This is a genomic window from Pseudomonas sp. P7758, assembly GCF_013386485.1.
Classification (GTDB): domain Bacteria; phylum Pseudomonadota; class Gammaproteobacteria; order Pseudomonadales; family Pseudomonadaceae; genus Aquipseudomonas.
Genome location: NZ_JACARS010000014.1, coordinates 1 through 15,293 on the forward strand (window position 1 = coordinate 1; position 15,293 = coordinate 15,293).

General features: G+C 62.2%; 12 protein-coding genes. 5 read left to right on the plus strand and 7 right to left on the minus strand.

Going from position 1 to position 15,293, the window contains the following annotated elements; translation table 11 throughout:
* Positions 1 to 58 precede the first annotated feature (58 nt).
* The 4 genes from HX873_RS03260 to HX873_RS03275 all read right to left on the minus strand — a co-directional run bounded on the left by HX873_RS03260 (position 59) and on the right by HX873_RS03275 (position 5,524).
* The gene (locus HX873_RS03260; RefSeq protein WP_177122371.1) at positions 59 to 1,099 is read right to left on the minus strand and encodes an ABC transporter substrate-binding protein; all 1,041 of its coding nucleotides are present in this window, start codon (positions 1,097 to 1,099) and stop codon (positions 59 to 61) included.
* A 43-nt stretch (positions 1,100 to 1,142) separates the two neighbouring features.
* Entirely contained in the window at positions 1,143 to 2,255 is a 1,113-nt protein-coding gene (locus HX873_RS03265) for an ABC transporter ATP-binding protein (protein ID WP_003210974.1), read from the minus strand.
* Between the two features lie 226 nt (positions 2,256 to 2,481).
* Positions 2,482 to 3,111: a response regulator transcription factor gene (locus tag HX873_RS03270; RefSeq protein ID WP_003210977.1), complete on the minus strand. Its 630-nt coding sequence runs from the start codon at positions 3,109 to 3,111 to the stop codon at positions 2,482 to 2,484.
* 25 nt (positions 3,112 to 3,136) lie between these two features.
* Positions 3,137 to 5,524, minus strand: a complete 2,388-nt coding sequence (locus HX873_RS03275) for a PAS domain S-box protein (RefSeq protein WP_177122372.1) — start codon at positions 5,522 to 5,524, stop codon at positions 3,137 to 3,139.
* Between the two features lie 77 nt (positions 5,525 to 5,601).
* On the opposite strand from HX873_RS03275, the gene HX873_RS03280 reads away from it, so the two are divergent.
* The gene (locus HX873_RS03280) at positions 5,602 to 6,576 is read left to right on the plus strand and encodes an alpha/beta hydrolase family protein (RefSeq protein WP_177122373.1); all 975 of its coding nucleotides are present in this window, start codon (positions 5,602 to 5,604) and stop codon (positions 6,574 to 6,576) included.
* A 180-nt stretch (positions 6,577 to 6,756) separates the two neighbouring features.
* Here the strand turns inward: HX873_RS03280 and HX873_RS03285 are convergent, their stop codons facing one another.
* The 3 genes from HX873_RS03285 to HX873_RS03295 are packed head-to-tail and all read right to left on the minus strand — an operon-like array spanning position 6,757 to position 9,216.
* Entirely contained in the window at positions 6,757 to 7,524 is a 768-nt protein-coding gene (locus HX873_RS03285; protein ID WP_003210983.1) for a TerB family tellurite resistance protein, read from the minus strand.
* A 1-nt stretch (position 7,525) separates the two neighbouring features.
* A complete protein-coding gene (gene murU, locus HX873_RS03290; protein ID WP_177020667.1) occupies positions 7,526 to 8,200 on the minus strand; it encodes an N-acetylmuramate alpha-1-phosphate uridylyltransferase MurU in 675 nt (224 codons plus the stop codon).
* On the minus strand, positions 8,197 to 9,216 hold the full coding sequence (locus HX873_RS03295) for an aminoglycoside phosphotransferase family protein (RefSeq protein WP_177122374.1): 1,020 nt from the start codon (positions 9,214 to 9,216) through the stop codon (positions 8,197 to 8,199). The genes murU and HX873_RS03295 overlap by 4 nt, the downstream gene beginning before the upstream one ends.
* Before the next feature lie 130 nt (positions 9,217 to 9,346).
* Here HX873_RS03295 and HX873_RS03300 point away from each other — a divergent pair, with 130 nt between their 5' ends.
* Genes HX873_RS03300 through rsmA form a run of 4 tightly spaced genes read left to right on the plus strand, consistent with a single transcriptional unit; the run spans position 9,347 to position 15,270 of the window.
* Positions 9,347 to 12,157, plus strand: coding sequence for an LPS-assembly protein LptD (locus HX873_RS03300; RefSeq protein WP_177122375.1), 2,811 nt, complete (start codon positions 9,347 to 9,349; stop codon positions 12,155 to 12,157).
* Positions 12,138 to 13,475, plus strand: coding sequence for a peptidylprolyl isomerase (locus HX873_RS03305; RefSeq protein WP_003210991.1), 1,338 nt, complete (start codon positions 12,138 to 12,140; stop codon positions 13,473 to 13,475). The genes HX873_RS03300 and HX873_RS03305 overlap by 20 nt, the downstream gene beginning before the upstream one ends.
* A complete protein-coding gene (gene pdxA, locus HX873_RS03310; RefSeq protein ID WP_003210992.1) occupies positions 13,472 to 14,461 on the plus strand; it encodes a 4-hydroxythreonine-4-phosphate dehydrogenase PdxA in 990 nt (329 codons plus the stop codon). The genes HX873_RS03305 and pdxA overlap by 4 nt, the downstream gene beginning before the upstream one ends.
* Entirely contained in the window at positions 14,458 to 15,270 is an 813-nt protein-coding gene (rsmA, locus tag HX873_RS03315) for a 16S rRNA (adenine(1518)-N(6)/adenine(1519)-N(6))-dimethyltransferase RsmA (protein WP_003210994.1), read from the plus strand. The genes pdxA and rsmA overlap by 4 nt, the downstream gene beginning before the upstream one ends.
* The last annotated feature ends 23 nt before the right edge of the window (positions 15,271 to 15,293 follow it).

Here is a 15,293-nt window from a genome sequence, read left to right on the forward strand (position 1 = left end):
GCCCAACGGGGGACAAGCCCCCTCGCCACAAAAAGCCCATCCACCCTGGGTGCGGTGGTTACTTGGCAGCCCAGGAATTGAAGCGCTGCTCCAGTTGCTCACCGTTATCCGCCCAGAAGCTCACGTCGATCTGCACCTGGTTGGCGATGTTTTCCGGGGTAGTCGGCATATCCTTCAGGATGTCCTTCGCCAGCAACGGTACCGCCTGGGTATTGGCCGGGCCGTAGGCGATGTTTTCCGAATAGGTCTTCTGCTGCTGCGGCTGCACCGAGAAGGCGATGAACTTCTTCGCCGCGTCAGCACGGTCTTTCGCCAGGCCTTTCGGAATGGCCCAGGCGTCGAAATCGTAGATCCCGCCGTTCCACACCACTTTCAAATTACTTTCTTTCTGCACGGCAGCGATCCGGCCGTTGTAGGCAGAACTCATCACCACATCGCCAGAAGCGAGGTACTGCGGCGGTTGGGCGCCCGCTTCCCACCACTGGATATACGGCTTGAGCTCATCGAGCTTCTTGAACGCACGGTCCTGGCCATCTTTGCCGGCCAGCACCTTGTACACATCCTTCGGCGCCACACCGTCAGCCATCAAGGCGAATTCCAGGGTGTACTTGGCGCCCTTGCGCAGGCCGCGTTTGCCCGGGAATTTCTTGGTGTCCCAGAAATCGGCCCAGCCGCCTGGCGGTGCTTTCAGTTTGTCGGCGTTGTAGGCCAGCACCGTGGACCACACGAAGAAACCCACGCCGCACGGCTGGATCGCGCCCTTCACGTAGTCGCCCGGGTTGCCGAACAGTTTCGGGTCCAGGGGCTCGAACATGTCTTCGTCACAGCCACGGGACAGTTCCGGCGACTCCACTTCCACCAGGTCCCAGGACACGCTCTTGGTGTCGACCATGGCCTTGACCTTGGCCATTTCACCGTTGTATTCGCCGGCGACGATCTTGCCGTTGCCCGCGCTTTCCCACGGTGAATAGAAGGCCTTGACCTGCGCCGCCTTGTTCGCGCCACCAAAGGACACCACCGTCAAATCAGGGCCTGCCATGGCCTGTGTCGCGCCCATCAAGCTCAGGGCCAGGGCGGAATATTTCAGGGATCTCAACATTGTTGTTCTCTCCACGTGTGAGGTTGGTGAAGCAAGGGGGCGATCAATTCGCCTCTAGAAGTGGGTCGAGTGCGCGAACGTGCTCGACTTGCCAGCCAATCGGTACCACGTCGCCGACCGCCAGGGCTGTGTCCAACTCGGCGATCGGTTGTTTCACAAAAAAATCGGTCTTGCCGCAGACTTCCAGGCGCACCCGCACGTGGTCGCCCAGGTAGATGAACTCGGCCACGCGCCCGGAGAAACGGTTGACGCAGCTTTCGCTGGAGCCATTCAGGCTGACGCGCTCAGGGCGCACCGACAGGGTCACCGGGCCGCCGACCTGGCCGACGTTCACCGCCAGCGCCTCGACCTTTTCGCCGCGCGCCAGCTCGACCACGCAGCGGTCGCCGGTGTGGCTGTGCAGGCGGCCATTGAGGCGGTTGTTCTCGCCAATGAAGTTGGCGACGAAGGTGTTTTTCGGTTCTTCGTACAAGGTACGCGGGGCAGCGATCTGCTGGATCTCGCCCTGGTGGAACACCGCCACCCGGTCGGACATGGTCAGTGCTTCGCCCTGGTCGTGGGTCACGTACACCACCGTCACGCCTAGGCGCTGGTGCAGGTGCTTGATCTCCATCTGCATGTGTTCGCGCAGTTGCTTGTCGAGGGCGCCGAGGGGTTCGTCCATCAGCACCAGCTGTGGCTCGAACACCAGCGCCCGGGCCAGGGCCACCCGCTGCTGCTGGCCACCGGAGAGTTGCGCCGGGTAGCGCTGGGCGAAGGCATCGAGCTGGACCATGCTCAGTACACGCTTGACCCGCTCGCTGATGTCGGTCTTGCTCAGGCCGCGTACAGAGAGCGGAAACGCCAGGTTCTCGGAGACGGTCATGTGCGGGAACAGCGCGTAGTTCTGGAACACCATGCCGATGTCGCGCTTGTGGGGCGGAACGTTGTTGATGGAGCGGCCGGCCAGCTGGATCTCGCCGGCGGTGGGGGTTTCGAAACCGGCGAGCATCATCAGGCTGGTGGTCTTGCCAGACCCGGACGGCCCGAGCAGGGTCAGGAACTCGCCCTTGCGAATCTCCAGGTTGAGGTCTTTGACGATCAGGTTCTCGCCGTCGTAGCTCTTCTGCACGCCACGAAAGCTGACCAGCACATCATTTGAATCCACCTCGCTCATACCCGCACCTTTTTGTTTTGGACTGCCGTGGAACAAGCGTAGTCCCAGGGCAAGACCGCGCAAATCGGGGGCCCGGAGAGATTGGCATCAGCAGGATGGAAGGTTTGGGGTAGGGATTGCCCTACACGGATGGCGGGGATAGAACAGAGCAGTTACAAACCCCACGCTACAAGCAGCAAGACCGGGCAGCGCGGCGCTCGGCAGGCAGTCGCAAACAGGTATGCCGCTATAGGAGTTTGTGCTCCATGGCGTACTTCACCAGTTCCGCCAGGGAGGTGATATTGAGCTTTTGCATCAGGCGCGCCTTGTGGGTACTGATGGTTTTGCTGCTCAACGCCAACTGCTGGGCGATGTCGTTGACGTTGGCGCCCTGGGCCAGGCGCTCGAATACCGAGAACTCGCGCTCCGACAACAACGAGTGCAATGGGCGGGAATCGGTGAGGCCGACTTCGAAGACCATGCGGTCGGCCAGGTCCGGGTCGATGTACCGCCCGCCCGCCGCGACCTTGCGGATCGCGGTCAGCAGCAGCGCCGGGTCGCTGTCCTTGGTGGCGTAGCCTGCGGCACCGACCTTCAGCGCACGGGCGGCCATTTGCGCTTCGTCGTGCATCGACAGCACCAGGATCGCCGGGGGATTGTTCAGCGCACGGATCCGCGGGATGGCTTCCAGGCCGTTGACGCCAGGCATCGAGATGTCCAGCAACACCACCTCGCAAGGCACGTGGCGCAGGGTTTCCAGCAACTGCTCGCCATTGCTCGCCTCGCCCACCACCAGCAGGTCCTTGGCCAGGCCGATCAGTTGCTTGATGCCTTCGCGAACGATGGTGTGGTCTTCAGCTACCAGTACACGGATCACTGTGGATGTCCTCTTCTTTTGGTTATCAATCCAGCGGCACCGTCACACTCAGGGTGGTGCCTTCGCCCAATGCGCTGTCCAGGCTCAACTGCCCGCCCATGATCAGCACCCGCTCGCGCATGCCCACCAGGCCAAACGATACAGGGCGCCCGGGAGCCTGGACGAAACCTGCGCCGTCGTCGCTGATGGTCAGGCGCAAGTGCGCGCCCTCCACCACCAGCGTCAGCTCGACAGTATGCGCCTGGGCATGGCGCATCACATTGGTCAGTGCCTCTTGCAGGATGCGGAACAGGCCGATGGCCTTGGCGTCGCTCAGCGCCGGCAGATTATCCGGCACCTGCACCAGGCACGGAATCTGCGTGCGGGCCTCGAAACGCCGGGCCTGCCATTCGATCGCCGAGGCAATCCCGGCATCGAGAATCGGCGGACGCAAGGCGGTGGCCACATCGCGTACCAGTTGGAACAGTTGGGCGATCAGGCGCTTCATGCTGTTCAGCCGCTCGTGCAGGCCGGGATCCAGTTGGGCGTAGGTCAGCTCGCACATCGAGGTCTCCAGCTTGAGCACGGTGAGCATCTGCCCCAACTCGTCGTGCACTTCCCGGGCGATGCGGGCCTTCTCTTCCTCGCGCACGGTTTCCAGGTGGGCCGACAATTCCCGCAATTGCGCGCGGGAGGCGTCCAGCTCCAGCTCGATGCGCTTGCTCTCGCTGATGTCCCAGACAATTCCGTCCCAAACCACGGCGCCGTCTTCCAGGCGCCGGGGCACGGCCTTGATATCGGCCCAGCGCTGCTCGCCCAGGCGGGTCAGGATGCGGCCCTGCCAGGCCCAGTTGCTCTCCGTCTCGATGGCCTGGTCCTGGGTGCGGTGATAACTGGCGCGGTCGTCGGGATGCACCAGGCTGCGAATGCCCATGGCCGGATGGCTGAGCACTTCCGGCGCGTAACCCACCAGGCCCTCGCTGCCCTGGCTGATGTAGGCGAACTCGATCGCCTCGCTGCGCGGCAAGCGCTCCAGGCGAAACACCAGCCCCGGCACATTGGCGGCGATCCCTTGCAGCCGCGCCTCACTTTCCTGCAACGCCGCGAGGGCCCGGCGACGCTCGGTGACATCGTTGAGGTAGACCACCAGGTATTCGCCGTCGGCAAAGCGCAGGAAACTCAGGGACACATCGGCTGGCAATACGCTGCCATCGGCGCGCAGGCAATTGGTGGCAAAGCTCTGTGGCCCGTCTTCGCTGGCCCGGGCACGCTTCCACAGGTTGAGCCAGCGGTCCATGGTCAGCGTCGGGTCGAACTCGATCAGCGGGCGTTCGATCAGGGCGCCGGGGGCGTAGCCGAGCATGGTTTCCGCCGCCTGATTGGCGTAGCGCACATGGCTGTCCCAATTGACCCAGAGGATACCGACGGTGCTTTGGTCGATGGAGAACTGGGTCAGGCGCAAGGCTTCGGCACCGGCGGCGCGGGCGGCGCTTTCTTCGCGGGCGGCCAGCAGATTATGCTCCAGGCCGCGTTGCTGACGGCGCTGCCAGAACACCACGGCCAGGCTGGCGAGCAATAGCAGGCCCAGCAGCAACGTGAGGTTTTGCCAGAAGCCGGGGGACTCGGTCACCCGTGGGTATTTGGGCTGCAGCCAGCGGCTGTGCAACTGGTCCAGATCACGAGCGGGAATCGCGCGCAAGGCGCTTTGCATGATATCGGCCAGCTCGGGCCAGTCGCGCCGCGTGGCCACCCGCAGCAATTGCGGCAGGCCGATATCGCCGACCACGGCAAGGCCGGCGAACTCGGTTTCGCCCGACAACCGGCTCAATTGCGCCTCATCCACCACCGCATACCGCGCCTGCTGGCTCACCAGCAATTGCAGGGCCTGGCGCTCCATGGGCACGCCTTGCAGGTTGAGGCTCGGGTAGGTGCTGCGCAGGTAATCCGCCACTGCGCTGGGCATGCGCACGGCGACGCGGGATTGGTCGTCGAGTTTCTCCAGGTCGACTGCGGTGCTGCCATCACGAACCCCGACAATGTGCTGGGGCACGCGCATATACGGATCGGAGAACAACCACAGGCGCAGGCCGGCCGGGGTTTGCAGCAGGCCGGGGGCGAGGTCGACCTCGCCGTCACGCACCGCCGCCTCCAGTTGCTCCTGATTGGGAAAGTTGCGCCAGGTCAGTTCGATATTCAGCGCCTTGGCCAGCCACTGCATCAATTCGACGTTGGCCCCGGACAGCCGCTGCAAGCGCCGATCGTATTGGGCATAAGGCGCCTGTAACACCAGCCCGACCCGCAGGTCGGGATGCTGTTCGAGCCATTCGCGCTGGCCGGCATCGAGCTGCGCCTGGTGAGTGGCAGGCGCAGGCACGGCGCCCGCAATCAAGGGAAAGCATATACAGCCGATAACCAGCAGGCAGCGAAAACCCATGATCCACGTCTCATATCACTGACAAATACTGACCAACCCATTAGGCTGCCGGAATCACTTCTGGCCGGAAATCAACCATGCCACTTTCCCACCGCTCGGCACTGCCAGCATTGTGCCTGTCGCTGCTGTTTACCAGCGCCTTTTGTGTCGAGGCCGCCGACACTCCCGCTCCCGCCCCGGAAAAACCGGTGGTGCGCCAGCCCTTGCCGGAGCGCAGCCAGGAAGAAGCCAACGCCCTGGAACGACAAATCCCGCAGCAGGAACAACAACAGTTGCAGGCGGGCAGCGATTCTTTCCTGGCTTTGTGGAAGCCGGCCAACAGCGGTGAGCCTGAAGGCGTGGTGATTATCGTCCCGGGCAACGGCGAAAGTGCTGACTGGCCTCAAGCAATCGCGCCGTTGCGCAAGAAATTGCCGGACGCCTCCTGGGGCACCCTGAGCTTGTCGCTGCCGGACCTGACCCTGGACACCTTGCCACCCCGCGTCATCGAATCGCCCAAGGCGACCGTGGAGACCAGCAGCAAAGACGCCAGCACCGTCGCCAAACCCGTGGAGCAAGCCGCCAGCGCCGAAGCGGAAGGCACTGACCCGGCCGTGGTTCCCGGCACCGATGAACAAGACAAGACCGACACCACGCGAATCTTCGCGCGCATTGACGCCGCCCTCGCCTTCGCCCAGACCCAGAATGCCCGCAGCGTCGTATTGCTCGGCCACGGCACCGGCGCCTGGTGGGCCGCGCGTTACCTGAGTGAAAAACAACCGGCGCAGGTGCAGAAATTTGTCATGGTGGCCGGGCAGACCCCGGCGGGCCGTGCCCCGGACCTGCAACAACTGGCACCGAAACTGAAGCTGGCCACGGCAGACTTTTTCTACCAGGACAACTCCCAGGCACGCAAAGCGGCCCAGGAACGTTCCCAGGCCAGCAAGCGTTTGAAGAATGACAGCTACAAGCAGGTGTCGTTGAAGGCCCTCCCCGATAACAGCCAGGCAGGGCAAGAGCAGCTGTACCGGCGGATTCGCGGGTGGCTGAGCCCGCAAAATCCCGGAGACTGATCGTAAATCTCAAAAACACTGGAGAACAAAATGTGGGAGCGGGCTTGCTCGCGAATGCGGTGAGTCAGTCACTGCATCTGTTACTGATCCACCGCATTCGCGAGCAAGTCGAATCGTCGCACCGCCACTCCCACAATTGATCCGGTTTACACCATAAAAAAGCAGCGCCTGATGATTCTGTTAGCGAAAGTCTCGCCTTTCGCGAATCAGCGCGTAGGCGTTGTGCAGCTCGCGGGTACGTTCGGTCGCCTCCCGCACCTGGGCTGGACTGGCGCCACTGCCGGCAATCTTGTCCGGGTGGTGCCGGCTCAGCAGGCGCCGGTAAGCGCGCTTGATCACCGCGGGCTCCGTCGTCGACGTCACCCCCAGAATCCGCAACGCCTCCTGATAAGCCCCGCCACGATTGGCCAACGGCTTGCGCTCCGGCTCATAGTCAGCCGCCAGCGCCTGGATCTGCTGGACCGTCCAACCCAGCCATTTGCCCCATTGTTCAATCAACTCGCGCTCGGCCGTACTGGCCTTGCCGTCCGCCCAGGCCATGCGCCAACAGGCACGCAGCACACCTTCCGCCGCATGGGGCTGGGCCTTGAGCACGCCCAGATAACTGCGTACACGGTCCGAGCCGGACTTGCCGCGATTGAACGCGGCAATCGCACGGCGCTGGGCCGGTTCGGCCATGTCCAGCGAGCGCATTTCCTGGCGCGCCTGCTGGATATGCCCGTCCACTACCCGGCCGTTGCTCTTGGCCAGGCGGCCGAGCAACACGAACAGCAACTCGTCATTGCGCAGCGCCGGCCGGCCGCCAAGGCGCTCGCGTAACTGGGCCCAGCTTTGCAGTTCCAGGCGCCGGTCCAGCGCCTGGCCCAGCAGTGCGCCCAACATGGCCCCCGGAATGCTGGCAATGGCAAAGCCCGCCCCGGCTCCGATCAGAGTCCCTGGCCACAACATCCTAGTGCCCCGCTGTCAGCAGGGTTTCGACTTGCGCCAGGCGCTCCAGCGTCCCGACATCGATCCAGCGTCCGTTCATGTGTTCCCCCGTCACCAACCCTTTCGCCATGGCGTCACGCAACAGCGGCGCCAGCTTGAAGGCACCCGCACTGCAACCCGCGAACAGCTGGGGGTGGAGTACGGAAATGCCACTGAAGGTCAGGTTATCGGCACCGGCGGCGGCATCATGAAGCGCGCCGTCCTTCAGGTAGAAATCACCGCCGGACGGATGGTGCGGCGGGTTGTCGACCATCACCAGGTGGGCCAGCCCATCCAGTGGCTGGTGGAGGCTGGCGAAGTCGTAGTCGGTCCAGATGTCGCCATTGACCACCAGGAACGGTTCGTCCCCCAGCAGCGGCAAGGCCTTGAAGATCCCGCCGCCGGTCTCCAGCGGCTCGCCTTCGGCCGAGTACTGGATGCGTACGCCGTACTGCGAGCCATCGCCCAGATAGCCTTCGATCTGCTGGCCAAGCCACGCATGGTTGATGACGATCTCGGTAAAGCCCGCTTTCGCCAGCGCCTCGAGGTGGTACTCGATCAGGCGCTTGCCGCCGGCCTGGATCAGCGGCTTGGGCGTGTGCAAGGTGAGCGGGCGCATCCGCTCACCTTTGCCGGCGGCCAGGATCATGGCCTTCATACCACCGCCTCGACGCGCAGGCTCGCCAGCAATTCACCCAGTTCGCTCAACTCTGGCCGGTCCGCGAGCACCGCCTCTATATAAGCGAAGAAGCGCGGCACGTCCGCCAGGTAGCGCGGCTTGCCATCGCGGTGGCAGATGCGCGCGAAGATGCCGATCACCTTGAGGTGACGCTGCACGCCCATCAGGTCGCTGGCCCGCAGGAACTCCTCGAAGTCCGCCTGCACCGGGATACCCAGCGCGCCGGCGCGCTGCCAGTAACCGCGCTGCCATTCCCGAACGCGGGCCTGCGGCCAACTGAGGAAGGCGTCCTTGAACAGGCACGTGATGTCGTAGGTCACCGGGCCGTAGACTGCGTCCTGGAAGTCCAGCACGCCGGGGTTCGGCTCGCTGATCATCAGGTTGCGCGGCATATAGTCGCGATGCACCAGGACCTTGGGCTGGGCCAGGGCGCTGTCGATCAGGTGTCCGCTGACGCGTTGCCACAGGCCAAGCTGCCGGGCGTCGAACTCGATGCCCAGCTCCCGGCGAACGTACCATTCAGGAAACAATTCCAGCTCCCGACGTAACAGCGCGACGTCATAACTGGGCAATGGGGCTTCCATCGGCAATTGCTGGAAAGCCAGCAATGCGTCGATGGCATCGGCGAACAATTGATCGGCATTTTCAGCCGTAATCACGTCCAGATAGGTTTTTTTCCCCAGGTCGTTCAGCAAAAGAAAGCCGCGAAGCAGATCTTGCGCATAAATTTTCGGAACATTTATTCCCGATTGACCGAGTAAATGAGCGATATCGACGAAAGGTTTGCAGTTTTCCTGGGGGGGTGGAGCGTCCATCACGACAAAACTGCGACCTCCTCCCTCCCACCGGAAGTAACGCCTGAAACTCGCGTCACTGCTGGCCGCAGTCAACGTGGCCGGGGGTACGACACCCCAGCCCTGGGTGGTAAAGAGGCCTGGCAATTGCTCATCAAGCCAGACTTTCAGCTGTTGCAAACGTAGATCTTGGTCGGGCATTACAAGGGTCTCCGACGGCGCTAGCCGTCAAGCGGGTCATGCTTTATTATCACGCATCTTTTTCAGACCATCGAGAGGCGTGCGGCCCACACCGCGGGCAGATGGCACGCAGGAAGCCCGGACTAATAAGATGGCATTGAAATCCCCCGCGTTTCGTAGAAAATTTCCGTTGCTGGTAACCGGCAGTCTGCTGGCCATGCAACCTTTCGCCACCTCATTCGTGGTCGCCGCGGAACAGTATGACTGCTCAGTCTCTGCTTCGGGTGCCTGGGATTGCGCGCCGAAAACGGCCGCAGCCCCGCTGCCACCGCGCCCGGTGCATGACGGCAGTGCCGTCAGCTCTGCCAGTGGCACGCCGCAAGGCGAGTCCGGCGGCACCGCCGAGGCCGTGCCGCAGACCGCTCTGGTCACCGAAGCCAAGGGCCGCGGCCTGCGTTCGCGCAGCGCCGACTATAGCCACCTGGACTGGGTCCCTCGCGAGAAGCTCACCGCCGCACAACTGGCCGAAACCGGCCCGTACTGCTCCGGCGCGTACATCGAGCCGATCCGTCCTGGCATGAACGACAAGACGAACAAGAGCGACGCGCCGACCTTCATCGGCGCCAAGGTCTCTCGTTACGAGCAGGAACAACAAGTTGCTTCCCTGGCCGGTGACGTCGTCATGCGCCAGGGCAGCATGCAGGTCGAGGCCGACGAGGCCAACCTGTACCAGGCCGAGAACCGTGGCGAGCTGAACGGCAACGTCCGTCTGCGCGACAACGGTGCCCTGCTGGTGGGCGACCACGCTGAAGTCCAGCTGGACACCGGCGCCGCCAAGGTCGACAACGCCGAATACGTGATGCACAAATCGCGCATCCGCGGTAACGCCCTGTACGCCAAGCGTGCCGAAAACGCCATCATCCGTCTCAAGGACGGTACGTACACCACCTGCGAGCCGAACAGCAACGCCTGGCAGCTCAAGGGCAACAACATCACGCTCAACCCGGCCACCGGTTTCGGTACCGCGACCAACGTGACGTTGCGGGTCAAGGACATTCCGATCCTTTACACCCCGTATATCTATTTCCCGATCGACAACCGTCGTCAATCCGGCTTCCTGCCGCCGAGCTTCAGCACCGGTGGCGAGACTGGCTTCACGCTGGTTACGCCGTACTACTTCAACCTGGCGCCAAACTACGACGCCACGTTGTACCCGCAATACATGACCAAGCGCGGCCTGTTGATGGAAGGCGAATTCCGCTACCTCACCAAGTCCAGCGAAGGCCAGTTCGGCGGCGCGTACCTGAACGACGACAGCAGCGAGCGTAAAGGCCAGACCGACTACGAAAAAGATCGCTACATGATCAACTGGCAGCACAAGGGCGGGCTGGACTCGCGTGTACTGACCCAGGTCGACTACACCAACATCAGCGACCCTTATTACTTCCAGGATCTGAAGTCCTATCAGGAAGGGATCAAGAGCCAGGACTACGTGAACCAGCAAGGTTCGGTGACCTATCGCGGTGACACCTTCCAGGCGAAGCTGAACCTGCAGGCATACCAGCTGGCAACGATCTCCCAGATCACGCCGTATGACCGCTTGCCACAGATCACCTTCAACGGCACGCTGCCGTACCATCCAGGCGGGGTGAACTTCACCTACGAGACCGAAGCCGTACGCTTTGATCGGGACTTGGAGAACGGAAGCTTCACGGATGAAAACGGGCTCGTATCGCCGCGGCTCGACACCTACGTAACCGGCCTGACCCGTGCAAACGGTACTCGCCTGAACGTTGCGCCGGCAGTCGACTACCCGATGAACTGGACCTACGGTTTTATTACGCCAAAGTTGAAGTACGTCTATACCAAGTACGATCTTGATTTGGACAGCATCGGCAAAAACCAGATTATCGCAGCGCAAGCCGCGTCAACTGCAGCCAACCCTTATGCCGGTGGCACCTTCAAAAGCTCGCAAGACCGTGCAATTCCGATTGCCAGCATCGACAGCGGCCTGTACTTCGACCGCAACACCAACTTGTTCGGCAAAGACTACCGTCAAACTCTGGAGCCTCGTGCGTACTACCTGTATGTACCGAACAAGGACCAGGGCGATATCCCGGTATTCGACAGCGGTGAGTACTCGTTCAGCTACGCGTCGCTGTTCCGTGACAACCGCTTCAGCGGTACTGACCGCATCGGCGACGAGAACAAACTGTCCCTGGGCGTGACCAGCCGCTGGATCGAAGAAAACGGCTTCGAACGCCAACGCGTCAGCATCGGCGAGGCCGTGTACTTCAAGAACCGCGAAGTTCAACTGCCGGGCATCCTGGCCTCGGACCGTGCGGACGCACAGTCTGATGTTTCGCCAATCGCCCTGGACTACGAGTTCCGCTTCAACCGTGACTGGCGCGCCACTGCCGATTACAACTGGGACCCGGAAAGCCACAGCCCACGCTCCGGCAGCGCGATGTTCCACTATCAGCCGGAAGACAACCCGAACAAGGTTATCAACGTCGGCTACCGCTATCGCAACGACCAGGTGGTGTACAACCAGCTGACCGGCAAATGGCAGTTTGGTGGTGACTACGGCACTCCGGGCACCGACAACTTCGTGAAGGATTACTACAAAATCCAGCAACACGACTTCTCGATGATGTGGCCGATCGTTCCGCAGTGGAACCTGATCACCCGCTGGCAGTATGACTATGCCCGCAACCGTACCCTGGAAGCCTTCGGTGGTTTCGAGTACGACAACTGCTGCTGGAAACTGCGCGTCATCAACCGTTACTGGGTTTCCAACGACGAATACAGCCAGATCGCCCCGCTGAACGAAAAGGGTGACCACGGGCTCTTCTTCCAGATCGTCCTTAAAGGACTCGGCGGCCTGACCGGCGCCAAGGTAGAGAGCTTCCTCGACAAAGGCATTGAAGGTTATCGTGAACGTGAAGACCAAGCTTTCTGATTGTCTGCGCCCGCTGATGCTGGGCGCGCTGTTCCTGGGTACCGCCGCAGCTCACGCTGCGGTTCAACCGCTGGACAAGGTAGTGGCCATCGTCGATAACGACGTGATCATGCAGAGCCAACTGGACCAACGGGTCAAGGAAGTTCAGCAAACCATCGCCAAGCGTGGCGGCGGCGTACCGCCGACCAGCGTGCTGGACCAGCAGGTGCTTGAACGCCTGATCGTTGAAAACCTGCAACTGCAGATCGGCGATCGCTCCGGTATCCGTATCAGCGACGAAGAATTGAACCAGGCTGTCGGCACCATCGCCCAGCGCAACAACATGAGTGTTGATCAGTTCCGCGCGGCCCTGGCTCACGACGGCCTGTCCTATGAGGACGCCCGTGACCAGATTCGCCGGGAAATGATCATCAGCCGTGTACGTCAGCGTCGCGTGGCCGAACGGATTCAGGTGTCCGAGCAGGAAGTGAAGAACTTCCTCGCCTCCGACCTTGGCAAGATGCAGCTTTCCGAAGAACTGCACCTGGCGAACATCCTGGTGCCTACGCCAGACAGCGCCAACGCTGAACAGCTCAATGCTGCCGCAGCGAAAACCCAGGCTATCTATGACCGTCTCAAGCAAGGTGCCGACTTTGCCCAGATGGCCATTGCCCAGTCCGGCAGCGACAACGCCCTCGAAGGCGGTGACATGGGCTGGCGTAAAGCCGCGCAACTGCCACCACCGTTCGACCGCGAGCTGAGCGCCATGGAAGTTGGTGGTATCACCCAGCCTGCCCGTACGCCTGGCGGTTTCATCATCCTCAAGTTGCTCGGCAAGCGCGGTGGCGAAGAAGCCCAGATGAAGGACGAAGTTCACGTTCGTCACATCCTGGTCAAGCCAAGCGAGATCCGTACCGAAGCCCAAACCAAGGAACTGGCCCAAAAGCTCTATGACCGCATCGAAGCGGGCGAAGACTTCGGCGAACTGGCGAAGAGCTATTCCGAAGACCCGGGTTCGGCGCTTAACGGCGGCGATCTGAACTGGATCGATCCGAAGGCACTGGTTCCAGAGTTCCAGGACGTCATGGCCAAGACCCCGCAAGGCGTGCTGTCCAAGCCGTTCAAGACCCAATACGGCTGGCATGTGCTGGAAGTCCTTGGCCGTCGCGCCACTGACAACACCACCCAGGCCCGCGAGCAGCAAGCCCTGACCGTACTGCGTAACCGCAAATACGACGAAGAGCTGCAAACCTGGTTGCGTCAGATCCGTGACGAAGCCTACGTAGAGAACAAGCTTCCTGGTGCCGACCAAACAGGCACCGACCAGGCAGCCCAGTGACACCCAAGCGTTTCGCACTGACACCCGGCGAGCCGGCCGGCATTGGTCCTGACCTGTGCCTGCTGCTCGCCTCGCACCCCCAGCCACACCCCCTGATTGCCATTACCAGCCGCGACCTGCTCATTGAGCGGGCCGCGCAACTGGGTGTGGTTGTCGATCTGCTGCCGGTGGGCCCGGGCAACTGGCCTGATCTGCCGGCACCGGCCAACAGCCTGTACGTATGGGATACCCCGCTGGCGACCAAGGTCGTGGCCGGGCAACTGGACAAGGCCAACGCTGCCTTCGTCCTGGAAACCCTGACCCGTGCCGGCCAGGGCTGCATCGACGGGGATTTTGCCGGGATGATCACCGCCCCGGTACACAAGGGTGTGATCAACGAATCAGGCATCGCCTTTTCCGGTCATACCGAATTCCTCGCTGAGCTGACCCATACCGAACAAGTGGTGATGATGCTGGCAACCGGTGACCTGCGGGTGGCGCTGGTGACCACTCACTTGCCCCTGCGCGAGATTGCCGACGCCATTACCCCCGAGCGACTGGAGCGTGTGACACGCATCCTGCACGCCGACCTGCAACAGAAATTCGGCATCGCCCAACCACGCATCCTGGTCTGTGGGCTCAACCCCCACGCCGGTGAAGGTGGTCACCTGGGCCATGAAGAAATCGACATCATCGAACCAACCCTGGAGCGTCTGCGCCTTGAAGGCATGGACCTGCGCGGCCCATTGCCTGCCGACACTCTGTTTACCCCCAAATATCTGGAGCACTGCGACGCAGTGCTGGCGATGTACCATGACCAGGGCCTGCCCGTGCTGAAGTACAAAGGCTTCGGCGCCGCGGTCAACGTGACACTGGGCCTGCCGATCATCCGCACCTCCGTCGACCATGGCACAGCCCTGGACCTCGCAGGCAGCGGCAAGATCGATACCGGCAGCCTGCACGTGGCCCTGGAAACCGCCTATCAGATGGCCGAGACCCGTATATGACCGAGCATTACCAACACCGGGCGCGCAAGCGTTTCGGGCAAAACTTCCTGCACGACGCTGGCGTGATCGATCGCATCCTGCGTTCCATCCATGCCAAGCCCGAAGACCGCCTGCTGGAAATCGGCCCGGGCCAGGGCGCCCTGACCCAAGGCCTGCTGAAAAGCGGCGGCCAGCTGGACGTGGTTGAGTTGGACAAGGACCTGATCCCGATCCTCAACCAGCAGTTCGCCGGCATGCCCAATTTCAACCTGCACCAGGGTGATGCGCTGAAGTTCGACTTCACCAGCCTCAATGCAGCGCCCAACAGCCTGCGAGTGGTCGGCAACCTGCCGTACAACATCTCCACCCCGCTGATTTTTCACCTGCTGAACAACGCCGGCATCATCCGCGACATGCACTTCATGCTGCAAAAGGAAGTGGTCGAGCGCCTGGCAGCGGGTCCTGGAGGCGGTGACTGGGGTCGCCTGTCGATCATGGTTCAGTACCATTGCCGCGTAGAGCACCTGTTCAACGTCGGACCTGGCGCGTTCAACCCCCCGCCGAAAGTCGACTCCGCCATCGTGCGCCTGGTGCCTCACGCGGTGTTGCCACACCCGGCCAAAGATCACAAGTTGCTGGAGCGCGTGGTGCGCGAAGCCTTCAACCAGCGCCGCAAGACCTTGCGCAATACGCTGAAGGCCTTGCTCAGCAACGCTGAAATCGAGGCCGCCGGCGTCGACGGCAGCCTGCGCCCCGAGCAGCTGGACCTGGCCGCCTTCGTGCGCCTGGCTGACCAGCTCGCCATTCAGCCTGCGCCAGTGGCTGAATAAATAGTAGGAGCCGGCTTGCCGGC